We start from the raw sequence: 21,642 nt of genomic DNA on the forward strand, positions 1-21,642 counted from the left end.
GGCGGTGTGCGGGGCGGTGAGGTCGGCGCTGTCAGGCTGCGGTGAGGGCTTTGTTGGGTACGGGTCGGTGGCCGGTCCACTGGTCGTCGCCGGCTGTGACGGCAGGGGTGTGGAGGAGCCGAGGCCTGTGGGGTAGTCCTGGGCGCCCGGGGTCTTGGGCGATGTCGACGATGGTGTGGTCGGGCCCTTGGTTGTCGGGGATGCGGTAGGTGGCGGGTGTGGTGGGGTGATCTTTCGGGGAGTCGAGGTTGTTGGCGGTGGGGGTGCGCGCCGTGGTGCGTGTGGTAGGTGGGGAATGTCGATGTCGATGTCGATGTCGAGGTTGAGTTCTGCGGTGTGGGCCCGCGGCGGGGGTTGGGGGTGAGGCGGCCGGGGTGGGTGGTCGCGGTGGCGGGGTCGGCGGTCACGGGTCGGGGTGGGGTGGGTGTGCGTCAGGGTTCGGGTGGTATGTGGGTTGTCGGTGTCCGAATTCATCGGACATGCGTTCGTTTTTCTGTGGGGGTGGCGGTTCGGCGCCGGTGGCGGGGTGGGGAAGGCCTTGTTACTGGTGCCGTCACCGCCGCGGGTGTGCGTGATCGTGGGGCGTTGGACGGCAGGTGAGGGGGTGACTGCCGCCAGAGGTTGTGAATATGGTTGGTGCGCACGAGTTATCGGACTCGATGTCGGTCATCAGTTTCTAAGATTATGTGCGCCAATGGCATTCACGCAGTCGGCAACGGAGAGATGGCAGATCACCGCACGCCATCGCGCACCCGGCAAAATCAACCATGCGTGGCATACGCATCGGCTTCGCCGATGCGTATGCCACGTCAACGCCTGCTCACTGCTCGCTGCTCGCTGATCAGTGGGCATGTCCACGCCGCTCCTCTGTTGTGTAAGCGGGCGCACGGCTTGCCGCTGATTGGTCTCCTCCTCGGAAGGAGGATCCCGGTACGGGGGCCTGTGTGACACGGAAGCCGCAAATTGTTCTTTCAGTGCTCCTATCCGCAGGTGGTGCCCCCATCGCTTCACGTGGGAGTTTTTTTCGCAGGCGTCCCACGGCATTCCGCTTGGCGGACGGTACACATCCGCCGTACTCCCCGGACGCGGAAGCTGTCCTGGCTCAGTGGATCTGGCGAGATCGCAGCGGCCGTACCTGCTGTTCGCCAGGTCTATTGAGTCGCCGCGGCGACTTCGGAGTTAAAGAACGTGGCGAGCATGGAACTCGGTGCCTCGATTCATTCCCGATCGCGGGTGACCACCTCGGATTCGCCAGGTTCGCTGAGCCGTCCGCCAGATAGACCGCAGCACTCGCCAGATTCACTGTCCTGTGCCAGCGAATCGTCCTTGAAGCCGACGCCTGGACCTGGGGTGAGGAATTTTCAGTGGCGAACTGGACTTGGTCAACGCCGCTGTTGAACCGGAGAATCCGGAGGATGTCGCCATTGGATGTTGCTTGAACATCGTTCGCAGCAGTTGGTTGCACGGGCATCCCAATTGAGCGCAGTGAGGCCGATCGCGCCAGGTGGGTTGCGCTGTTGACGAGAGCGCATTGGCCGCCAGGGCTTCCCTCGCAGATGAAGTGATCTCGAACGGAGCAAACTGCACTGGCAGAAGCAGGAGAACGAGCAAGATTCACTGACAAAAAGGACGATCAACTGTCACAGGACATTCACTGAGTCGTCGCCAACTTCACCGAGTCAGGACAAAGCATGTCCCGACTCAGTGAAACTGATGCCGCAACGAAGCTCTGACCAGCGATGCATCAGATAGGCCGCGTCGGCTTCTTCGCGCGGGGCTCGACCAATCTGATGCACATGGAACGGCGGCCTGTTGTCGCGATTCTCCTGGTAACGCAGCAGGCGCCATCGGAGCGCTGGTCAGGGAACTCCGCATCAGATCCACTGCGCCGGGCATCAGTTTGACCGCCGCCGGCATCAGATTCACTGAGTGGACATCAGATGCACCGAGCCAGGACAAAGCAGATGTGGACCGGTCGGCCCCTTGACATGTGCGTTACGCTCCAGACAGCGCATCGAAGAGAGCATGGATGGAGCGAAGCCGCCGTTGAATGATTTTTTTTGCGTCCTGGCAACAACTTCTGATGCGTCCTCGCTGCACTTCCCCAGTGGTTTGTTCCAGGTCCCCAGTGGTGTGTTCCAGGCGTAGATCGCGTCGAACTGCTGATCTCACAGAGCTGACATGTTGACCAGGACCGCCCGTCATCGCCGGTTGCCTGCCACACGAGATCGGTCCTGCGACAAACAGGTCGCTGGGTGCGTCGGGCCACTGCCATTCGCCGATGTCGCATCAACAGTGCACGACTGGTAAACGAACTCTCTTATTGCCTCGAGCGATCACCCCAGGTGAGCGCGTCCGGCGGGTCGGCGGATCGTGCCGGTGAATGGATTGCGCGGACAACACAATTTCCGTTGTGGCGGTAGGAGGGCTACGGGTACCGGGCCGCGAAGTGATCCATGTGCTCACGCACGGCCGGCACGTATGCCTGGGTCTGGCCGAATGGTGGAATCCCGCCGTAGGTGACGACGGCGCCCTCCCCGCCGTTGTAGGCGGCGATGATCAGGTCGGTGACCGCGCCCGTAACGGCCCCGCTGTCGTGATGCGGCCGAAGGTAGTCGGCGATGTGGCAGAGATAGTGCCCTTCCGAGGCGATCGCGTCGTACGGATTGAACGGGTCGGCAGCGTTCGGTGGTTCCGCATTCCCGGCACGATCGAGACCGGAATCGGTACCGAAGGCCTTCCAGGTGTCGGGCATGAACTGACTCAGTCCTTCGGCGCCGCCCTGGTTTACGCCATCGCCCTTGCTGACGGCGTTTTCGTTGAACCCGGACTCTTGCTGGACGATGCCGGCAACCAGAACCGGGCTCACCTCGGGGCACAGTGAACCAGCGGCCGAGACTGCGTTGGTGTATTGCGGCGGGATGCTGCCAGGGGCGAGCTCGGTCTGATCACCGACGTCTGTCGGGCACGGCCCGGTGGTGGTCGTTGCGCCCGGAACAGGGCGGTAGTGGGTGTCGGCGGTCGGCATCCCGCCGCCGACGGTGGTGACGTGCACGTGGTCGAAGTGGTGTGCGGTGTAGCCGTGGCGGTCCTCCATCAGCGACCAGTGGCCGGTGCCATCCCAGTAGCGCTGTTGCCAGATCAGGTACTCGACGTCGAGGGCCACCTTGTTCTGTTGGAGGTACAGGGCGATCTTGTCGCCGAGCGCCTTCCCTTGGGCGCTCGCGGAGTCGGGAATCATGATGTCGACCGCGCGGCCGTCGGGGTGATCCTGGGCGACGTCGCCGGTGGGGCGCCATCCGCCGATGGTCGTGATCTCGGGGAAGGCCGCCGCGATTGTGCGCATGACGCGGATCGAGTCGATCTGCATGTGCGCTTCGCTGCCTTCGTCGGCGGGCAGCGGCGGTAGCTCTCCACCGGTGGAACGAACTCGGCTTCGGAGGTCGTGCCGGGTGTGCGGCGTCGCTGCGGGCCGGCGGGTCGTCGACGACGGGTGGCTCGGCGGGCGGGGGGTTGCCGCAGGTGCCCTGGGCGGTTCGGTGGGCGGCAGGCGGGCCCCGGGCCCCGGGCCCCGGGGCTCGGGGATCGGGGGTCGGGCTGGGTGTTGTGGTGCCGGTTCGGCCGGCGGGGTCGTGGGGGCGTTGCGCATCGCTGCGGCCCGGGAGGGAGGCGGGGCTCCCGGCGGCAGGACCGGCGGCTGCGGCTCGTCGAAGTTCGGGTCGAGCACCGGCGGCGATGTCCTTGTTCGGGCTGATCGGATTTCACCGTCGATCTTCGGTAGTGGACAGGTCGAGGACGGCGGGCCGTGACGCGTCCTGGCGCGGGGCCGGGGCGCTCTGTCCGGGTCTGAGGCGGTCGTGGTACCACCACGTCGTTCCATGCCGCGATGAACACGGAAAGTGCGGGGGTCGGTCGGCGTTGATGTATCGGGTGATCGTGGTGGTGAGAGAGACGGTGAGCGTGAGCATCACGGCCAGTGGTGTGAAGCGTGGAGGGACGTGGATGATCATGCGGGCGACGACGAAGGCCGTGACCGCGATCGTTGCACTCACCCCGACGGCGGAGTACCGGATGCGAGTCGGGAGGGTTCTGCCCGCGGGGGCCGAGGTAGTGCGAGTCCTGGCGGGTAGAGCAGGTCGGTTGTTGTCGATCATGTGCTCACTTCCTTCGAGGATGTGTTCACAAGGGACGAGCACGCGTGAGGCGTCGACGCCGAAGAGGCTGAGGAAAACGGCCCCGAGCCCGTTCATTGCGTTTTGGCTATCGGCGAGCACGAAGATGATGATCGCGACGAGTGACCGTCCGCCGACTGTCAGCGCCTTCGAGAGGTTGCTCTTGGGGGGCTCCGAGGCGATCGCGCGGACGACCAGCGGGGAAGATCACGGGCGAACGCGTTGTCGCCGATCCGGTCCTCGAGGTTGTTGGTGTTCACCTCGGTTTCCTGAGCAAGAAAGTCACCCCCGATCTGGGTGGGCTTGGGCGAAGCGAGTGCGGCGTCGACGACGGTGGACGCAACAGGCATGGGGTTCTCCTCGGGTCGGATGTGGCGAGAGCACCTGAAAGGTGGTGCGGGCGGCGTTAAGAACAATCGTGTGCCGACGTCAACGGGGTATGTGGATAACTTCCTCTCGGGTAGGGCGTTGCGGTGGTCGTGGGCGCAGCGGGGGTGCGTGCTTTTCGGCCTGGTGAGACACGGATGTGCTGGGCGCGGGTATCGGTTGCGTGGGCGGTGAGGTGTCACGCGTGGACCTCTGACGGGTCGTGTGTGGTTCGGTGTGCGGCGCCTGGCTCATCAGGCTGAGGTGGGGTCCGCCGAGCACCGCAACGGGCCGCCCGGTGGGTCGGTGCCCGGAGAACCCGGCGGAGGAATGGTTGCGGCAGGGCCGTGGAAGCGCGAAATTCAGCGCTGAAATGTGGTGCCTGACCGACCGTGTTCAGGCGCACACGAGTGCGCGTCTTATTGCCCTCGAAATGGGGATCGAACAAGTGGTGCTGCGGCACCGATCGGAGGGTGCTCTGCCGTGGCATGAGAACGGGCGTCCGAATCGAGCGTCCGCAAAAGCGGGGAACCCCACCCCCTTCGGGGGTCACTCCCCCCGGCCCTTCGGGCCTAGGGGGAGTGTACTACTAGAAATTGCGCCGCGCCAACATATTTCGGGACGCCCATGTCACACGCCCGCGGTGGTGCTGTGTCGACCGCGCAGCGGGGCGCCGGTTCGGCGCGCCCTTCGTGGACTCGCCGCGCCGGCATCGGGACCGCGTCGACCGCCGCACCGACCCTGCCGGTATCGCTCGCGGAGAGGCGTCTCACACGCGTGCTCGGACGTGCTCGCCGCAGTGGTCGAATCACCGTCGAAACGCCCGGAACTCGACCGCTCATTCGACCGCTCATTCGACCGCTGATTCGAGCGCTCTGCGGCGGGGGTCCGCGACTGCTGTTCAGAGCGCTGCGGCGGGCGGGTCCGCGGCCGCACCCGCACCGCTCCGGCACCGTGCGGCGAACACCGCCGACACAGCGAACGAGTCCCCCTGGATGCCTGCCTCGCCACGGCGTGCGATGCGGCACACACCGGGTCTCGGTGAGCGGCGCGCGGACCGCTGGGATCCGGGGTCGCCGGGATGCTCTACGTGGGACAGCGACGGGCTCGGGACGATTCCTCGAACGCGTCGCCCGGAAGTTATCCACATACCCCGTTGAATCCGGCGCGCGTTTGTTGCCACAGTGCTCCCGCATCACTCCCGCAGTGGTGTCGGACCGAGCGAAAGGGGCCGCGGTGAACGCAAGTCGTGACCCGGTCAAGGACTGGGTGGTTGAGCAGTACCGCGAGATCTTCGGCGACTGCGACACCGCACGCGCAGGCACGCAGGTCGATTCGGACGCCCGACCCGACGCGCATCGGCCGCTTCACCCCCACCTCACCGATCGCTGTCGCTGGCGCCGGCGCGGCGGTGTACGCGCCACGGCTGCTGCCCGCCGTCGACGGCAACGAGACCGCGACGGGCCTCCTGACCCAGCTGCACGGCTACCAGTGGCCTTTGCTCGCTGTCGCTGCCGCACTGTGCGCGCTCGATGTGTCCCGCTACCGCGCGCACAAGTGGACTCAGATGCTCGAATCCGTGGTGCGTCAGACCACCGGTCACCTTCCCCGGAAGGTCACCGTGTCACTGGCTCCCCGGCGACGGACCATCTGCCGGGCGGCGATCACACTGCACCCCGGCACAGTGATCCGGCCCAAGGCGTTTTCACGAGCTGACCCGGGCAATCGAGGAGGCATGCCCTGGCCGCGGCAAGCGGGAGGTCCGCCTCGAGCATGAGGCGCACAAGAATCGAATCCATACCAGCCGCACCGAAATCATCCCCGACACTCGCTCCCCGCGGCACAAGGCGCTGCAGGCGGCGCTCGATGCCGGCGCGATCGTCAAAGACGCGAAGGTCACCGTCGACTCGGTCGACGAGTATGGCGTCGAGACCGGCTCGAGAACGGCGTCGAGAGCACGTTCGAGCCGTCGATGAACTCCAGTGCCCGCGGCTTCCAGGCAAAGGTTGACCAAGCCCTGGCATCTCTTGCGGGCGTGCACGAGTCCGGCCGCACCTAGACCACGGAGTGGACCCCTTCGCAGGGCCACCTGGTGATGCGGCTCGTGGCTGCGATGCCGACCGGGGTGGAGCACCCGTTCGCCCTGGTCGACGAGGACCTGCGGCACCTGCCGTATGCGACCGGCGCGGCGGACCTGACGATGTTCTGGGATGTGTCGACGAGTTCGAACAAGCCGCACTGCCTGATCGTGGGCCCGACCGGCGGTGGCAAGAGGTTCGTGATCCGCACGGTTGCTGACCGAGGCGGCGCGCCGTGGCATCCCGTTCGTCGGCGTCGATCCGAAGATGATCGAACTCGATGCCCCTCGAGGGTTACCCCGGCTGTGGCGCGATCGTGTACGACGCGCTCCGCGCGGCAATGTTCGTGCGCGCGCTGCACACCGAGATGATGGCCCGTAACGCCTACATTCACCACAAGAAGATCGAGGGCTCGCAGCTACCGCTGATGATCGCGGTCCTCGACGAGTTCTTCATTCTGTCCGGCAAGTGGCAGCGGCTGGCGAAGACTGGCGACGACGCGACCCGAGAGCGACTCGAGGAACTCGACCCGAGAGCGACTCGAGGAACTCGACCCGAGAGCGACTCGAGGAACTCGACCCGCTCGGGGCGTGGGCCGCGTGCTCGGTGTCCAGGCGTTCCGGACGCTTCTCTGTTCGGCGGCGCCAGCGGTAACCCTCGTGACAACCCCCGGGCACCCGTACCGCGGGTGCGGTGCCGGGGGGCCGGCCAAGCGACTACCGACTAAAAGCCCGGGGAATGCGTGGCCCTTCGGGTGGCCGCCCATACGTGAAGACCGCAGCCGCGTTTGGCATCACCGCCGCCTGCGTTGCCGCCGTGGTGGTGGCGAACGACCCGATGGGCGAGGGCAATCCCGATCCGGCTCAGGCTGCGATGACGGCCGCCGCTGCGATCGGCGAGAACGGACTGCCCACGCTCAACCTGCCCGAACCTGAAAGGGTCGAGGAACCGGAGGCCCGCTGCGGTCGGCGACCTTCGCTGCTCCGGGAGGGCAGTTCGTCATCGCGACCGGTGACAATCGGTGTTTCGCCGCTTCGGATAGCACCCGTGCTCGCTTTCGAGGGCGGGAGCATCGCGTCGTTGACGCGTTCGGGGTTCTCGATCGGCGATGCTCCACCGGACGCTTGGTTGTCCAAAACCGTTGATCTGGTTCGTATTCGGGGTCCGAACCGGGGTTCTCCGTCGTGTGGTGGGGTCGTCGGGATGTCGCGCTGGACGCGCTCGTTACCGGGCGGAGCTCAGGTGCAGGGCGTCGGCGGTGGCTGGTGTCGCGTGCCGGGGCGCGAGGGGTCGGTGCTCGCGGCGGCGAAGTCGGTTGGTGTGTCGTTTGCGGTCGTTTTCGGTCATGCCGCCCCAGATTCCGTACGGTTCGCCCGTCGTCAGAGCGTGCTCGCGGCACTGGATGAGTACGGGGCAGTCCTGGCAGATCTGCCGGGCCCGTGATTCGCGGTGACCTCGGGCGGTACCGCGTTCATTGTCGGGGGAGAAGAACACCGACGGTTCGATACCGCGGCACGCGGCGCTGTCCCGCCATCCTTCGGGTCCGCTCAGGACCTCGTGTCTCGGCATGGATGGGGTTCGTGCGGGGAGCAAGTGCGGTTCCTTTCGTTCCCGAACGGGAGGATCTGTGGGCAGATCCGGACTCAGGAAACTGAATTTTCTGTGTTGTCGATGTGTCGTGGGGTATCGGTTGCGGCTCGTTCCGGACAACAAACCGGGCACCTTGGTTTGACGGGTAGTGCGGATGACCTGGTGTCTGCGCTAGGCGGTCGAGTGTCCAATCCTCGACGGTGACGGTGACGGTGACGGTGACGGTGGCGGTGGCGGTGGCGGCGTGGCCCCATCGGGGGTGATGCCGTGTCATGGCTCCCGCCTCGGGAGGCTTGTGGCTCTTGTGCTGTACGTATGCGACTTTCCCCTGCCGGCCACCCGGGGTGGGATGGAGGATTGTCACCCGGTGGAAGCTGCGGTGCCCACCGTGAGGGTCGTGACGCTCGATCAGTTCGAGGACAGCTTTCGGGTGGTGGCCGCTCGCGGCGTCGGCAGGGGCGACTTTCGCCGGTCGGCGAGATCGTCGCCAGGAGGATATGCGATCTGCTCTTCGTCGCCGCGGCGGTTGCCGCGGCCCTTCGCCGCAACATCATCGATTGTACGGACCTATCGATCACCAAGGGTTTGAGGGAGAACGGCGATTGTTCCGCGAGCTCGGTCCCCGTGTGAGTCGAGCCGATCCTCGGGTGACTGACCGGCTATCCGTCGCTCGACCGGATGCTCGCGACCGAAACCCCGGTCGTGGCTGCCCGCGACACCACCGGCGGGCTGCGCGTGACGTTCGCGCGGACCTTCCGCACCGTATCCCGAGGTGAAGACGGTGCGCGCCCACGGTCGGACACCGCTCGATGATCGGTGTCCCTCTCGACCTCTACCTCTGACACCGAAGGGTTGTCCCGTCCCGGGTCGCCGAAGCGCCGCCGATGCCGACCGAGGCTGCGGGTGAGACGCAGTGCCCGGGCTGGCAGAGGTGAATACCCGATCGGGTGCGGCGGCAGGATGCGTCGGATTGTCCGACGCGTCGACGACAGCACGGGCATCGTGTCGTTCGCCGCCTGTCCGATCAATCCGGCTATGGCACAGCGCATTCCATGTTCAGTGATGGGATAGTTCCGTCCGGAGGCGCCCGTGATGTTCATGTCGAAGTTGCGGTGACCGTCGAAGGTCCGCAGGCTGCTCGTGGGAACTGGTGCTCGGCGATCGACCGCCCTGCCTCGAGCACGTGACGGGCGAGTCCGGGCGGCCCCGGCTTCGGGTGAGCGGTGCCGTGCTGTGACGCCGACGCGGGCAGTCGGGTCCGCGATCCCGTTCCGGCGTTCGCTGGCCGCGACGCAGGGGGCACCGGATGCGATCGGCCGCTCTGTCGACCTGGCCTGGTGGCACGTGCCCGTCCCCGGTCACTTTCGGGGTATGCAGCCGGATAATCTTCCCGCCGCGAGCGCGGCCTTCACGTGCCGGAGCGCGCTGGGCGAGATCGGTGGAAACGCCTGAGGAGATGTCAAGATTCACAGGCCGTGCCGGTACCCGGCGCCTACCGTGAAGAACCTGAGGCCGCCCGTGCGGCGGGACGTCTAGTTCGGAGCGCGCCAACCGGCCCACGGCGTACCCCTTCGTCACCATCGTCGCGGTGTGGTCAAAAGGGCGCCACCAGGTCAATGCGCCGGCAAGACGCACTGGTGGGTCCCCGGGTTCCACTCGTATCCCACTGCCGAGCGGCGAACCAGGCGGCTACCGGCACGTTCGGAATCGTCGGATCGGGCGAGGGACGGTGGAATGGCTGTTGAGTGTCTCTGGGGATGACGAACATCGGGTCCGTTCGTCAATCACGTTGCCGATCTGGCTGTCGGCATCGGCGCGGGGTTGATCTTGATGGTCTGCACCGTCGGTGTGACGAGGAACTGATGGGTGCACGGCGAGTCGCCGGCACCATCCCCGTGCCCCCTGGCATTGGTCACCGATGCGATCGGCGGGCGCCCTCGGTGCGCTGGACCGATGCGTTGTCGGCTCGAGGAGTGAACCGGTTGGATAGGGGTATCCGATGCGCGTGCTGCCGCGTGCCCTCGGACGGCAAACCCGCGCGAGAGCCCGGACCCTCCGGCCGCCTGACTCCTCCGGCCGACTGACCCCTTCAGTCGGAGGGTTCCCATCTGGACCTGATCCGCATGCTGATGGAAGACTTGGGGCAGTAGCGGATTCGACCGTGCATTTCGCCAACGGCCGCATCCGGCACCTTTGCGCGGACGAACTCATACTTGGCCGCCGCCGCCCCACCACCGGCGTATCGCGAGATCGCCGATTCGCTCAGTGGCGACGATCCGTTCCACTCGAGGAACCGCCGACGCGGCGTTCCGGTAGCCGGCCCCGGCTGAAGCCGGTCGGCCTCGTAGACGGAAATCGAGCGCCGCGCCAACCTCGAAAATCCTTCCTGCCCAAGGATCGTCTCGACAGGACGGCCTCCACGCAAAATCGCCTCCGGGTAGAGCCGGGACTATTTGCGTTTTCGGGTCGGTAGATGGTGGTGCCGATGACGAGAGCGCGGTTACCTCGACATCGGTCGGTGCGGGGGACGGTCGGGTCGCAGGTATCGGACGTTGCGGGTGCACGCGGTCAGTTCGGAGAGGGCCTGGTGTAGTTGGCCGGTGACGTCCCACACATCGGGGACGAGGTTTCGGCAGGTGATGATGCCGACGTCGAGGTGCCGGCCGTAGGACATGGCGGCGATGGTGATGCCGCCGGCCATGTCGCTGACGGCGGAGACGGGGAAGTTCCCGGTCACCTCGATGCCCGCGGCATACAGCGGCCGAGCAGGGCCGGCGGCGTGGGAGATGATCAGGTTGACCGGTGGCGTGGGCATGGTCAGTGCCCGCAGCGGTGTGCGCGAGATCGGACCGCGCAGTGCTCGCGGCAGCGCGGCACCGAAGTCGCGGACGAGGGTGGCGGGTGCGGCGCGGAAAGGTTGGGGTGCCGCCGTGAGCGAGGTGTGCACCTTGTGCAGGCGGCGGGCCGGGTCGGCTTCGTTGATCGGAAGGGCGATGGGCAGGAGGGAGAGCCGATGGTCGGCGGCCGCGACCTGTGCGTCGGTGCGCCGCGCGATCGGCATGGCCGCGGCCAGCGCCGTGTTTGGCGGGGCATCGTGGTCGATGAGCCAGCGACGCAGCACGGTGGTGCACAGCGCCGTCACCACGTCGTCGACGGTGAACCCCAGCGCGGTCCTGACCGCCTCGACCTCGCCGAGCGGCAGCGAGGTGAACGCGAAGCGTCGGCGCGCGGTGTCGGGGCCGTGGAATGGGGTGTCGGGCGCGGCCGGTGCCCCGGCCGTCGCTTCGTCGGCCGACCGCCGCCATGTGCGCGGGGTCAGCCTCCGGGCGAGTGTGCCCAGCAGGTCCGCGCCCGGGACGGTGAGGGCGCGGGCGAGTTCAGGCAGGTGCGGTGCCAGCCGGAGCGAGGACCACATCATTCGCGCGGGCAACAGTGCCAGATGCCAGGCACTGTAGCCGAGCATCCCCAGGGCGCCGGCCGCCTGGTACTGCTCGTCGCTGAGCCGGTGCGGCACCGTGCGGGGTTGCGGGGTGGTGTCCATCAGCACCGCGAGGGCCTGCGCCGCGGTCAGACCGTCGATCACCGCGGGGTGCACCTTGGTGTAGATCGCCTGCCGGCCACCGGTGAGCCCGTTCACCAGGTAGCACTCCCACAGGGGCCGGTCGCGGCTCAGTGGACGTGCCGCGAGACCGGAAATCTGCTCGGCGAGCTGTTCGTCGGTGCCGGGACCGGTCAGGGTGACCTCCCGGATGTGATAGCCGAGGTCGAGGAACTCGGAGTCCACCCAGTAGGGTCGGTCGAGCCCGAGTGGTACCTCCTGTAGCCGCCACCGCAGTGGCCCCACCAGGTGTAATCGGTCACCGGCGAGCGCCCGGAGGTCCTGGACCGTGAGCCCGCCCCCCGGTGTGGTGGGGCCGAGGACACTCAGGACTCCGACATGGGTGGAGGTGGTGGATGTCTCGGCGTCGAGGAACTGTGAATCGAGTGAACTGAGCTGGTGCATAAGGTTTTACCTGGATTGGGTGAGCCAACGTGCTGGGCGAGCCCACAAGGCGTCACCCCAACGCTACGCCGCGGCGCGCCCCCCGTGGTGTCCCACGCAATTCGTTCACCAAATCCTCAATGAGCTTCGATCGAACCATTTCGAATTGGCGCACACCGAGTTTCGATTATGTGGCCGCCGGTGCGGCCGCACGCGGGCAACAGCGAAGGTTCGTGCGGACATCCCGGCGTATCTGGATACCAGAGAACTCGGCGATCGCGCCGAGTACGGAAAGAACCTCCGCCGGGGGAGTGTGAGAGAAGTGGGATTGACCCATCGGCTCTTCGACAGCGTCGAGCGCGAACTGGGAAACGTCTCCGCGCTGGTGTTCTGCCATTGCGAGTCGGTCGATTCCGGCCGGTTGGACACCACGATGGAGAGCTTCGATCGGCACTTCGCGTTCAGTACGCGGGCGTCGTGGCTGCTGATCCGGGGATACAGGCTGCGATTTCGCGGTCAGCACGGTACCGGGCGGGTGGTCAGCCTGACGAGCGATCACACCGCCGGCAACCTGGCCTGTGGGGCGAGCAAGGGGGGCGATGGACCGGATCGCGCTGGCCGCCGCCCGTGAGCTTGCCGATCTGGGAGTGACCTGTAACGCGATCAATCCCGGACCGACCGACACCGGGTGAATGGACCGAACAGCAGAAGGCGCACATGATCACCTGCACATCTCTGGGACGCCTCGGTATGCCGCAGGACTGCGCGAATCTGGTGACGTTCCTCTGCTCGGCGGAGGGCGGAGGGATCAACGCCCAACTTCTCCAGAGCAACGGCGGTCTTGAGTAGTCACACGCTGAGGGATTGGCTCACGGGCGCCGCCGGTTGCAGGTCGACTTGTTGGGTATGGCCGTGACTGCTGATCGGGACTCGCCGTCAGGGATGATGATCGGGTGCACGTGACACTGATTGCATCGGTTGCCCGCAATGGCGTCATCGGCCGCGACGGGGATCTGGCCTGGCGAGATCGGAACGCGACGATCTCCAGCGCGTGACATCACGTTTTCGGAGGGGTTCCTTCGTCCGGAAACCGGGCTCGATCCGGATGTCGGCGATCTGCCGGGTGCGGGGCCGAGTGCAAGTTTAGGCTAGAATTATGTACATGACGACTCTTCCTGTTGCCGACGCCCGGGCGCAGCTGTCGCGGCTGGTCGATGAGGCCGAACGTACGCACGAGCGGTTCGAGATCACCCGCAACGGGCACCGCGCCGCGGTCCTGCTGGGCGCCGACGACTACGACGCGTTGCGGGAGACGATCGCGGTGTTGTCGGATACCGATCTGCTGGCGGCGCATCTCGCCGGCCGGGCCGAGGTCGACGGTGGGGATGTCGTCGATGCGCAGGAGCTGGCCCGGCTGATGCGTAATGCTCGGTCGTCCGGGGAGTGAGCGAGCGGGGCGAGGGGTATCGGTTGGTGATGGCGCGGTCGGCTGCGCGGGCGTTGGCGACGTCGTTGCCGGAGAAGGTCGCGACCGCGGTGTACGAGTTCGTCACCGGTCCGCTGCTGGAGAATCCGCGGCGGGTGGGGAAACCTCTGGATCCACCGCTCGCCCCGGCGTACAGCGCCCGCCGGGGTACGTACCGGGTGCTGTATCTGATCAACGACGCGAATCGTACGGTCGAGGTCACCGCGATCTCTCACCGCGCGCACGCCTATCGGTCCTCGTCCTGACGAAAGACGGCGAGTGTCGCAGGATGGACAGGGTAGACCCGTGGCCTGAGTGAATGCTCTGATCTGGGAATATGTCGGGTCCCGGATGTGATCGGGAGGCGTGTTGCGGATGATGGGTGGAAAGGACTGCGGATTTCGCTGGGCGTCATCGCGGGGCCGCTGCTGGCCCACTTTCTATCTGCCGGTGGTGATTGTGTGGCAGCACTTCAGTCGACCGAGACCGCGTTGCCGGCGCCGCCGTGGTGGGTCGTCTCGATCCACCCGACGGTCGCCGACCGTAGTTCCCCACGGCTGCTCCAGCGGCCACGGTGGAGGACATTGCGTTGCAGCAACGCGAAGAACGATTCCATCGCCGCATTGTCACCGCATGCCCCAACCTTCCGATAGATACTCGTAAGCCATTGCAGGCCAACAATTCTACGAACATTCCGGAACGGAACCGACCAGGTTCAACCGGTCGACGCAACACCTCGACAATGAAAGGCGCGGAATGGGTGACGTCCATCGGCACGGGCGGCAGCGTTGACTTCGACGGGCGGTGGTGTGGTCACCGGGACCACGCCGACCGGCGAGTACGGGCTGCCCACGCTCAACCTGTCCGAGAGCAAACCGGCCGAGGACACCGAAGCCACTACCCAGAAGATCTCGTTTCTCCTTCGTTTCTGCGACACGAATGCATTCGGGGCAGTCGCGGTGTTCACCGGGGATCGTCGGGGACCGCCCACAGGCCCGGGCCGGTCCGTCGGCCGGTGTCGGGGATCAGTGCCCGTAGCCGGGCGGCGTCGTCGCTCAGTGCCTTCCGCAGGTGGGGGCGTACGTCCTCGGCGACGCCTGGTGGGAGTGTGCAGCCTTGGTGTACGAGGTCGGCGGTGTTTTCGATGATCCGTACCGCTCGGACGACGAGCGGCTCCGGCACAAATACTGTGGGAAGGTTGCCGTCGTGTTCTCTGGTCAGGACGCCGAGGGTGGAGATCATCGACATCGCTGTCGTCGGCTCGTCGGGACCGGTGTTGGCGCCGGTGAGGGCGGCGACCTCGACGAGGGCGGCGATTGTCGCACCGAGGGTGGGCAGGGGCATGGTGATGGTGCGGGGCAGTGTCAGCAGGTCGGCGCCGGGTGCCTCATCTTTGATGCGCAGGGCCAGTTCACGGGCGAGGGTGCGCAGTGCGTGATGATCGAAGTACCGGCGGGCGGTGCGTTCGGTGATGTGCATCCGCTCTGCCACGGCGGCGACTCGGTCGGTGAGTAGGTCCTCGAGTCGGTCGGCGGGGACGGTCAGACCGATCCGTGCCAGCTCCTCGCCGAGGGCGGAGGCCGTCGTCCTCACCCATGATGATGGTCGTGGCATCGGGGCCTCCTGATCAGAGCGTTCCACCACATCTGGTCTGTCTACCAGTTCGCCCATGGTGCGGCGGCGGCAGGCGACGGGAATGAACGCCGCGCCGGACCGGATTGCGGGTTCGGCGACGCGTGCTGGATCGGGCGCTGACAGTTTCCGGGGTGCGCTCGCTGTCGGATCGGGGCTTCCACAGTGGTGTGCAAATTTGGTGCAACACCGAAGGGTGGGCATGTCTGTCCTCGACACCAGAAGCGCTCTTGCCGCCAACTCTGCCCGTGCACACCTCGGCTTCCGACGGGGCGGATGGGGGGAGCTGTGGAGCGATTCCGGTGGCGGGCAGGGCATGCAGTGGGCGGCGTAGTGCTCGGTGAGAGCCTCTGGTCGACGATCTCCGCCAGATCCATCCGCACGAGCATGCGTCGACGGCGAGGACGCGGTGATCGAGTCGATGCGCGGCGACGTCCCCGGGGCAGTTCCCCTGCCCTGCCGGCCTGGAGCGGTTGGTCCCGGTCGAGTCCTGACCTGGACGAGTAGTGCCATCTGGACAGCGGAGATAGACGTCCCCTACGCTCGCTCGTCGCGGCGATCGCCACCGGAGCCAGACGCCGCCGGCGGCGAGGACGACACCGGCGAGGGCCAGTCCGGTCGCGTGCCAATCGACCACGAAGACGGTGGGGGTGGTTCGGGGGCCGGAGACGAGGTGGAGGTCGCCGGAATCGGGCAACGACAACTTACTCTGAGCCATCTGTCCTCACGTGCGTGTACCAGGAACTTCACGGCAGGCAACTCACTATCGACCTGAGCTCCGAACAACGTCAGTGGCTGGAACTGTTGCGCGCGGCGTCCGCTGGGTTCGGGTGAGGAACAATAGAATTCTGCGATACCTGAGGGTGCCGACCCGGCCGGGTGATGACAACCGGCGGCGGTGTTGCTGGGACCGTGCCGGGTACTCGTCGGCGTCCGGTGTTCAGGCGCCGTCGTCGACCGGGGGCCGGGGTGGGCGGTCTGGTACGTGTTCGAGCCAGTGTGCGAAGTCGTCGGCGAGGTAGTACCGGACTGCGTCCTCGCGCAGTCGAGGCGTGGCCGCGAGCGAGGCGAGCAGTAGGCGGCCGCGGACCAGTGTGGCGGGACCGTGGCCGAGCAGCGATCTGCGATCTGGCTTCGAGTCCGTCCCAGCGGTCGCGAATGGGCCGGCGGCGGTCATGAGCGCAGTGTGTCATTCAGTGGTGTGCTCGTGGCGAAACGCGGACCGAACGGGAGGTGCCGTCGGTTCGCGGAGCGCGACAGCGAATCCGGTGGCTCTGCCGTCGAATGTCGGTGCCGCGGGCTAGCGTCGAGTGGGTACCCGGACAGCTGAGGAGCAGCGATGAGCGCGGTCACGACGAATCAGTCACTCGGCACCCCCACCTGGATCGACCTGGGCATCCCGGATCTCGACCGGGCGATGTCCTTCTACGGGGCGGTCTTCGGTTGGGAATTCGACGTCGGGCCCGAGGAGTACGGGCGGTACACGATGTGTCTGCTCGGCGGCAGGAAGGTCGCCGCGCTGATGCCGAATCCCGACGAGAACGCCACCGAGTTCTGGTGGAACGTCTACCTGGCGACCGACGATCTCGATGCGACGGTCGCTCGGTCCGCCGCCGCGGGCGGCGCACTGCTGATGGAGCCGATGGACATCGCCGACCAGGGTCGGATGGCGATGGTGCGGGATCCGTCCGGGGCGCAGTTCGGCCTGTGGCAGGGGCGGGCACACGTCGGCTGCGAACTCGTGAACGAGCCGAACACGTTGTTACGCAACGACTTGGTGACCCCGAATCCCGGCCCGGCGCGGGAGTTCTACGCGGCGGTGTTCGACTTCACCCTGGACGGGAACGACGACCTGCCCGGCGTGGACTTCACCTTTCTGCGCAGACCGGATGGGCACGAGATCGGTGGCATCGTGGGCGACCCGTCCGCATCGGCGTCCGCCTGGGGCACGCTCTTCCAGGTCGTCGATACCGACGCGGCCGTCGCCGCCGCGCGGGCGAACGGGGGCACCGCGGACGATCCGACGGACATGCCGTACGGGCGGACCGCCGATGTCGCCGATCCGTTCGGTGCGACGTTCACGGTGGGTTCCCCGCTGCCGGGTGTACAGGGGTAGACGCTCCCGTCGGGCTACCCGCCCACAGCTGGTGCGTGCGAAGTGGCGCCGAGGGTGATCGCGGGCCGCCAGCCGGGGTGCTCGGACGAGGCGGCAGCGCTGCTCGACGGCGGCCCGATCAGCCCGGTCGTGCGATGAACGCCCTGACCGAGATGCCCGCGCTGCCCCTGTCACGACCAACCACCGACGCCCTGTCGAGGTGGTGACGGACCCCGAGTAGGGGCCTGCCAGCACGCGCGCGTCAGGGAACGGCCGGCCGTTCACGAGAAATTCTCACTCGTGGAGCGATTGTCTGGGCGTGGGATCGGCCTCCTTGCGGTGAGTTTTCGCTGCACGTGGACTGGTTGGCCATCATCGGAGCATCCGCGCATCGTGGTGGGCCGCCTGAGATGCCGGCGGTTGGTTCGGGCTCTTCCTGCCTGTTCATACTGGAGTATGATTGCAGTATGACGACGAGGTTCACGATCAGTTTGCCCGACGAGGACGCTCGCGTCCTCGACGCGTACGTCCGCGACCACGGTCTGGGTGGCCGGTCGGCGGGGATTCGAGCCGCGGTTCGGATGCTCGGGGAGGTGGGTCTCGAGCGCGATTACGCGGCGGCTTTTGTCGAGGGTGGTGTCGACGACGACTGGGACGTCACTTCGGCAGATGGCGAATGATCCGCCGGGGTCAGGTGCACTGGGTTGATCTTGATCCGGCGCAGGGCAGTGAAGCGGCCAAGCGTCGACCCGCTGTTGTGGTGAGTAATGATCGCGCCAATGCGACGGCGGAGCGGCTCGGTCAGGGGGTGGTCACTGTGGTGCCGTTGACGAGTAACACGGCACATGTGTTCGCGTTTCAGGTTCTCGTCGAACCTGACGAATCGGGTATGCCGCGTGAGTCGAAGGCTCAAGCGGAACAGGTTCGTTCGGTTTCGGTGCGTCATCTCGACGGTGACCCGGTCGGGAAGCTTTCGACGAGAACGCTTGCCGCGCTCGAGGAAGCTCTGCGGCTGCATCTCGATCTGCACTGAGTCGCGTCCCCTGGGTCGGTCTGACGGGTTCATCAGGTGGGGCACCCGTCGCACTTTCGCGGCGGCCGTTCCGATCCCGCCGCGCGGTCCTGCCCACGGTGAACTCGGAGAAGTCCGCGAGAGGCGCAGCGCTCTCAACTCTTCTCTCTTCTCGCCCGGGCCCCGGTCTGGGAGGACCGTGACAAGCGGTCAAGGACCATGAGATGCGCCGTGACGCCAGGGACGCCGATCGCGTCGGAGATCCCGGGGCTCGGTGGCGATACCACAAGCGCCAGGGTGAGACCCACGACTTACCTGCTGCTCACTTCGAAATTGGTATCGCCGGTGATACCATCCTGTAGGTCGGGGCAGGCGCAACTCCGCGGGGATTCCTGTCAGTCCACAGGGCGTGTCCGACAAGACAAGGTGGCACGGCCGAGTGCTCCCGGGGTCGACCACGCCATCTCCGCCGACGGCAAGGGCGTGAAGGAGGCGGGCAATGGCTGACCCGTCGCATTACACCTACCGGGTGACCTGGTCGGAACCGGACGGCGAGTTCGTCGGCACCGTCGCCGAATTCCGCTCCCTGTCCTGGCTCGCCGACACCCAGAACGAGGCCCTCGACGGCATCGTCACCGTCGTCCGAGAGGTCCTCGACGACATGGCGAGCACCGGGGAACGCCCGCCCGTGCCGATCGCGGACCGCTCCTACAGCGGCACCTTCACCGTGCGAACCTCACCACGGGTGCACCGCACACTGGCGATCGAGGCCGAGGAGCAGGGTGTCTCATTGAATCTGCTGGTCAACCAGAAACTCTCCGCTCCCGCCAGCGACCACGCCGGAGGCGACGCAACGCCGGGGTGAGGCCGGGAGGATATCGCCGACACCCGTGACGGGGCAGGACGACCGCATCATCGGCGGTCAGCTGGTGCACATTCTCAGTTCCGTGTATCCCACGAGCCACCTGGGGCGGGCGTGACGGGAAGGCCTCGCCGGGGATGCCCTGTCCGACAGGATGTACGTGGAGTACGATTATTGATACGTACTTCACGTATCGGAGGTGTGGGATGCGGGAGAATCGAACGCGGCGGAAGGTGATCAAGGCGCCGGCTGCGAAGAGCGGGGGTGGGCCGCGGGTGGTTGCCGGGCGTGGTCACCGGCTGAGCGCCGCCCGCCCCGCTGGTGCGGGCCGTGGTGTGGAGGTGGCGGGCGAGTTCGTGGAGTACGTGACCCGGAATGCGCCGCGAGGTGAGTGGGCGCTGATCGCGAAGCTGATTCTCGATGAGGCGTTCGCCGACCCAGTGCGAACTCGTGCCGGGGACCTCGCGGCGGCGGCGGCGGAGCGGCGGCAGTCGTTGCTCGAGCAGGTGGCCACCCTCAAGGCCGGGGAGGCCGGCCGGGTGCTGGCACCGCGGGCGGGGGAATCGCGGACCCTGGTGAAGAAGTTACGGGACGAGGGTGTGTTGCTCGGTTTGCCGTTGGGGCGCCGCCCCGATTATCACTATCCGGCGTTCCAGTTCGATACGGTGCATCACCGGGTGTGGCCGATCGTGGCGTACGCGAACAGCAGGTTGGGGGCTGCCGAGGATCCGTGGGGGGTCACGTCCTGGTGGCGCACGCCCTCCGACATCCTCGAGGGCCGAACCCCGTTGCAGGAGCTCGAGGAGGGCGATCTGACCGAGGTCGCCGTCGACAACATGATCAGCGTGGCCGAGCGGGGAATGTAGGGGGTGGGGGCCTCCAACGGCAATCCGGCGAACATCGCCACCCTCGCACAGGGCGGTGGTGCATCCGACGCCGGCCCTCGGAGACGAGTTCAGGCGCCGCGGCTGGGGGCCGCGCGAAGGAGTGGGTCTGGGTACCGCGGAGGGGGCCGGCGTTGATTCGTGGCCGATGGCCGCGGGGTGTACGTCTGCACGCAGAATCGCCTTGTACAAACTTAAGTACTCGGTGGTATTTTAGTTTGTATTCGCAGTTCGGTGGGTGGGCAGGAGGTGGTGGGTGTGGCTCGGGCGGATCGGTTGTTGTCGGGTGCGTTGCTGTTGCTGCGTCGTGCCGAGGTTCGGGTCGTCTCGGGTGGGCCCACTGATCTGGAGCTGGTTGTCCCTGGCGGGGGCGCGGTGGCGGTGAAGGTCAAGGTGTATGGGAGGCCGCCGACCCCGAGCATTGTTGAGGGCCTACGTGGGGGGAATCGCGAGGACCGGTTCCTGCTTGTCACCCCGCGTGCGACGTCGTACTTGGGGGATCTCGCGGCGGAGGGGGTGGTGGATCTGATCGCGGTCGAGGAGGGTCGTGTCGTCATCGGGGGTATCGACCACACCGCGGCGTCGACCGAGGCCGGGTCGGAGGTACAGGCTTTGCGGCGTGGTCGTCGGTCGTGGACGCGGTGGGCGGTCGAACGGTTGCTGTTGTTGGCCGAGCAGCCGGTGACGCAGGTTGAGCTGGCCGCGGTTCTGCAGGTTACGCAGCAGTCGGTCTCGCATGTGTTGCGGGGTCATCGGTTCGCGTCGCGCACCGACCGTGGGTGGGTGATCGGGCAGCGTGCTGAGGCCCTCGATGGGGTGCTTGCGGAGTATCCGGGTCCGGGGGGTGTGTCGACGTACTGGTACGGACTCGATCCTGCAGTGCGGCAGGCGGAGGCGGCCGCAACATGGTGCGCGGAGAAGGGTGTGGGGTGTGTGCTGACCGGGGATGTGGCCGCGGATGTGTATGCGCCGTGGCGGTTGCCGGCGATGGCCGGGCTGTACAGCAGCGAGTTGTTGGACTTCACTGCGGCCGGTTTCACCCCGGCCACCGATGCGGAGTACACACTGGTGGTGACGGTGCCGCAGGACCCGACTGTGTGGCGCACCGCGGCCGCGGCGGCACAACCGACGGCGCGGGTCGATCCGACCGCGGTCGACGAGGTGCTGCCAGTGCGGGTCGACCCGATCATCGCGTTGCACGATGTGCTCGCCAGCCCGGGCCCGGATGCGGCGGAAGCCGCCGAGCACCTGCGTCGGGCGATCCTGGACGGAGCCTGGCGTGGCTGACGTGGTGCGGATCGATGCCGCCTCTCGTGCGGCGGAGCTGGGCTGTGGACGACGACGTCGCAGTCCTGCGTGCCCGGTCTCAGTCGGTAACGGCTATAGATGTACCTTGAACTGCAAATATTGCGTTATATGGTCGCAAGTGCGACCATATATGTATGGGTGAGATGTCGGTGTCGGCCGCAGCCGCCGAGCTGGGCGTGTCCGGCCGGCAGGTCAC

Annotated in this window: 20 protein-coding genes and 1 pseudogene; 13 read left to right on the top strand and 8 right to left on the bottom strand. The window is 66.7% G+C overall.

Annotation, left to right across the window (positions count from 1 at the left end):
* Window positions 1-2,428: 2,428 nt before the first annotated feature.
* The 3 genes from CJ177_RS10455 to CJ177_RS10465 form a co-directional block, all read right to left on the bottom strand.
* Entirely contained in the window at window positions 2,429-3,370 is a 942-nt protein-coding gene (locus CJ177_RS10455; RefSeq protein ID WP_257014460.1) for a lytic transglycosylase domain-containing protein, read from the bottom strand.
* Between the two features lie 391 nt (window positions 3,371-3,761).
* On the bottom strand, window positions 3,762-4,154 hold the full coding sequence (locus CJ177_RS10460; RefSeq protein WP_257014461.1) for a hypothetical protein: 393 nt from the start codon (window positions 4,152-4,154) through the stop codon (window positions 3,762-3,764).
* Between the two features lie 158 nt (window positions 4,155-4,312).
* Window positions 4,313-4,522 carry a hypothetical protein gene (locus CJ177_RS10465; RefSeq protein ID WP_257014462.1) on the bottom strand — a complete coding sequence of 70 codons (210 nt, stop codon included), beginning with the start codon at window positions 4,520-4,522 and terminating at the stop codon, window positions 4,313-4,315.
* A 1,289-nt stretch (window positions 4,523-5,811) separates the two neighbouring features.
* On the opposite strand from CJ177_RS10465, the gene CJ177_RS49350 reads away from it, so the two are divergent.
* Window positions 5,812-6,315: a hypothetical protein gene (locus tag CJ177_RS49350; RefSeq protein ID WP_156682013.1), complete on the top strand. Its 504-nt coding sequence runs from the start codon at window positions 5,812-5,814 to the stop codon at window positions 6,313-6,315.
* Between the two features lie 581 nt (window positions 6,316-6,896).
* Window positions 6,897-7,343, top strand: a complete 447-nt coding sequence (locus CJ177_RS49355) for a hypothetical protein (RefSeq protein ID WP_095867672.1) — start codon at window positions 6,897-6,899, stop codon at window positions 7,341-7,343.
* Window positions 7,344-7,840: 497 nt separating this feature from the next.
* Here CJ177_RS49355 and CJ177_RS10485 read toward each other — a convergent pair whose 3' ends face one another.
* Window positions 7,841-8,185 (bottom strand): WhiB family transcriptional regulator, encoded by a 345-nt coding sequence (locus CJ177_RS10485; RefSeq protein WP_061043259.1) that lies wholly within the window; start codon window positions 8,183-8,185, stop codon window positions 7,841-7,843.
* A gap of 336 nt (window positions 8,186-8,521) precedes the next feature.
* Between CJ177_RS10485 and CJ177_RS48230 the strand changes: the two genes are divergently transcribed.
* Window positions 8,522-8,836, top strand: coding sequence for a DUF1931 family protein (locus CJ177_RS48230; protein WP_095867673.1), 315 nt, complete (start codon window positions 8,522-8,524; stop codon window positions 8,834-8,836).
* A 1,870-nt stretch (window positions 8,837-10,706) separates the two neighbouring features.
* On the opposite strand, the gene CJ177_RS10505 is transcribed toward CJ177_RS48230, so the two are convergent.
* Window positions 10,707-12,209 (bottom strand): wax ester/triacylglycerol synthase family O-acyltransferase, encoded by a 1,503-nt coding sequence (locus CJ177_RS10505; RefSeq protein ID WP_095867675.1) that lies wholly within the window; start codon window positions 12,207-12,209, stop codon window positions 10,707-10,709.
* A gap of 145 nt (window positions 12,210-12,354) precedes the next feature.
* Here CJ177_RS10505 and CJ177_RS47955 point away from each other — a divergent pair, with 145 nt between their 5' ends.
* From CJ177_RS47955 to CJ177_RS10520, 4 genes are all read left to right on the top strand, one after another.
* Window positions 12,355-12,819, top strand: coding sequence for a hypothetical protein (locus CJ177_RS47955; protein WP_218835092.1), 465 nt, complete (start codon window positions 12,355-12,357; stop codon window positions 12,817-12,819).
* Between the two features lie 86 nt (window positions 12,820-12,905).
* A complete protein-coding gene (locus CJ177_RS47960; protein WP_218835093.1) occupies window positions 12,906-13,037 on the top strand; it encodes a hypothetical protein in 132 nt (43 codons plus the stop codon).
* 307 nt (window positions 13,038-13,344) lie between these two features.
* Entirely contained in the window at window positions 13,345-13,635 is a 291-nt protein-coding gene (locus tag CJ177_RS10515; RefSeq protein WP_061043262.1) for a type II toxin-antitoxin system Phd/YefM family antitoxin, read from the top strand.
* Window positions 13,632-13,919, top strand: a complete 288-nt coding sequence (locus tag CJ177_RS10520; protein WP_269455124.1) for a type II toxin-antitoxin system RelE/ParE family toxin — start codon at window positions 13,632-13,634, stop codon at window positions 13,917-13,919. The genes CJ177_RS10515 and CJ177_RS10520 overlap by 4 nt, the downstream gene beginning before the upstream one ends.
* A 174-nt stretch (window positions 13,920-14,093) precedes the next feature.
* On the opposite strand, the pseudogene CJ177_RS10525 reads toward CJ177_RS10520, so the two are convergent.
* From CJ177_RS10525 to CJ177_RS10540, 3 genes and pseudogenes are all read right to left on the bottom strand, one after another.
* Window positions 14,094-14,361, bottom strand: a pseudogene (locus tag CJ177_RS10525) (hypothetical protein); the annotation flags it as partial.
* A 255-nt stretch (window positions 14,362-14,616) separates the two neighbouring features.
* Window positions 14,617-15,267: a hypothetical protein gene (locus CJ177_RS10530; RefSeq protein WP_095867676.1), complete on the bottom strand. Its 651-nt coding sequence runs from the start codon at window positions 15,265-15,267 to the stop codon at window positions 14,617-14,619.
* A gap of 958 nt (window positions 15,268-16,225) precedes the next feature.
* Window positions 16,226-16,462, bottom strand: coding sequence for a hypothetical protein (locus CJ177_RS10540; protein ID WP_095867678.1), 237 nt, complete (start codon window positions 16,460-16,462; stop codon window positions 16,226-16,228).
* A gap of 162 nt (window positions 16,463-16,624) precedes the next feature.
* Here CJ177_RS10540 and CJ177_RS10545 point away from each other — a divergent pair, with 162 nt between their 5' ends.
* The 6 genes from CJ177_RS10545 (at window position 16,625) to CJ177_RS48235 (ending at window position 21,425) form a co-directional block, all read left to right on the top strand.
* Window positions 16,625-17,401 carry a VOC family protein gene (locus CJ177_RS10545; RefSeq protein WP_095867679.1) on the top strand — a complete coding sequence of 259 codons (777 nt, stop codon included), beginning with the start codon at window positions 16,625-16,627 and terminating at the stop codon, window positions 17,399-17,401.
* Between the two features lie 446 nt (window positions 17,402-17,847).
* Window positions 17,848-18,060 (top strand): ribbon-helix-helix domain-containing protein, encoded by a 213-nt coding sequence (locus tag CJ177_RS10550; protein WP_037232310.1) that lies wholly within the window; start codon window positions 17,848-17,850, stop codon window positions 18,058-18,060.
* Complete coding sequence (locus CJ177_RS10555) at window positions 18,057-18,413, top strand: type II toxin-antitoxin system PemK/MazF family toxin (RefSeq protein WP_095867680.1); 357 nt, start codon at window positions 18,057-18,059, stop codon at window positions 18,411-18,413. Before CJ177_RS10550 ends, CJ177_RS10555 begins: the two co-directional genes overlap by 4 nt.
* Before the next feature lie 478 nt (window positions 18,414-18,891).
* Window positions 18,892-19,257, top strand: a complete 366-nt coding sequence (locus CJ177_RS10560; protein ID WP_095867681.1) for a type II toxin-antitoxin system HicB family antitoxin — start codon at window positions 18,892-18,894, stop codon at window positions 19,255-19,257.
* A 203-nt stretch (window positions 19,258-19,460) separates the two neighbouring features.
* The gene (locus CJ177_RS10565) at window positions 19,461-20,120 is read left to right on the top strand and encodes a hypothetical protein (RefSeq protein WP_143548663.1); all 660 of its coding nucleotides are present in this window, start codon (window positions 19,461-19,463) and stop codon (window positions 20,118-20,120) included.
* A 276-nt stretch (window positions 20,121-20,396) separates the two neighbouring features.
* Window positions 20,397-21,425 (top strand): hypothetical protein, encoded by a 1,029-nt coding sequence (locus tag CJ177_RS48235; RefSeq protein WP_257014464.1) that lies wholly within the window; start codon window positions 20,397-20,399, stop codon window positions 21,423-21,425.
* Window positions 21,426-21,642 lie beyond the last annotated feature (217 nt).

It is taken from the genome of Rhodococcus sp. ACPA1, assembly GCF_002300195.1.
In the GTDB taxonomy this organism is placed as follows: Bacteria; Actinomycetota; Actinomycetes; order Mycobacteriales; family Mycobacteriaceae; genus Rhodococcus_F; species Rhodococcus_F opacus.

Bases quoted from the DNA above. Each gene is read 5' to 3' on its own strand.
- CJ177_RS48230 (WP_095867673.1), top strand. From the start codon at position 8,522: ATGCGACTTTCCCCTGCCGGCCACCCGGGGTGGGATGGAGGATTGTCA.
- CJ177_RS10545 (WP_095867679.1), top strand. From the start codon at position 16,625: ATGAGCGCGGTCACGACGAATCAGTCACTCGGCACCCCCACCTGGATC.
- CJ177_RS10465 (WP_257014462.1), bottom strand. From the start codon at position 4,522: ATGCCTGTTGCGTCCACCGTCGTCGACGCCGCACTCGCTTCGCCCAAG.
- CJ177_RS10550 (WP_037232310.1), top strand. From the start codon at position 17,848: ATGACGACGAGGTTCACGATCAGTTTGCCCGACGAGGACGCTCGCGTC.
- CJ177_RS10560 (WP_095867681.1), top strand. From the start codon at position 18,892: ATGGCTGACCCGTCGCATTACACCTACCGGGTGACCTGGTCGGAACCG.
- CJ177_RS10460 (WP_257014461.1), bottom strand. From the start codon at position 4,154: ATGATCGACAACAACCGACCTGCTCTACCCGCCAGGACTCGCACTACC.
- CJ177_RS10455 (WP_257014460.1), bottom strand. From the start codon at position 3,370: ATGCAGATCGACTCGATCCGCGTCATGCGCACAATCGCGGCGGCCTTC.
- CJ177_RS10565 (WP_143548663.1), top strand. From the start codon at position 19,461: ATGCGGGAGAATCGAACGCGGCGGAAGGTGATCAAGGCGCCGGCTGCG.
- CJ177_RS10515 (WP_061043262.1), top strand. From the start codon at position 13,345: ATGTACATGACGACTCTTCCTGTTGCCGACGCCCGGGCGCAGCTGTCG.
- CJ177_RS10485 (WP_061043259.1), bottom strand. From the start codon at position 8,185: ATGCCGAGACACGAGGTCCTGAGCGGACCCGAAGGATGGCGGGACAGC.
- CJ177_RS10540 (WP_095867678.1), bottom strand. From the start codon at position 16,462: ATGACCGCCGCCGGCCCATTCGCGACCGCTGGGACGGACTCGAAGCCA.
- CJ177_RS10555 (WP_095867680.1), top strand. From the start codon at position 18,057: ATGATCCGCCGGGGTCAGGTGCACTGGGTTGATCTTGATCCGGCGCAG.
- CJ177_RS47960 (WP_218835093.1), top strand. From the start codon at position 12,906: ATGATCACCTGCACATCTCTGGGACGCCTCGGTATGCCGCAGGACTGC.
- CJ177_RS10530 (WP_095867676.1), bottom strand. From the start codon at position 15,267: ATGCCACGACCATCATCATGGGTGAGGACGACGGCCTCCGCCCTCGGC.
- CJ177_RS49355 (WP_095867672.1), top strand. From the start codon at position 6,897: ATGCCCCTCGAGGGTTACCCCGGCTGTGGCGCGATCGTGTACGACGCG.
- CJ177_RS10505 (WP_095867675.1), bottom strand. From the start codon at position 12,209: ATGCACCAGCTCAGTTCACTCGATTCACAGTTCCTCGACGCCGAGACA.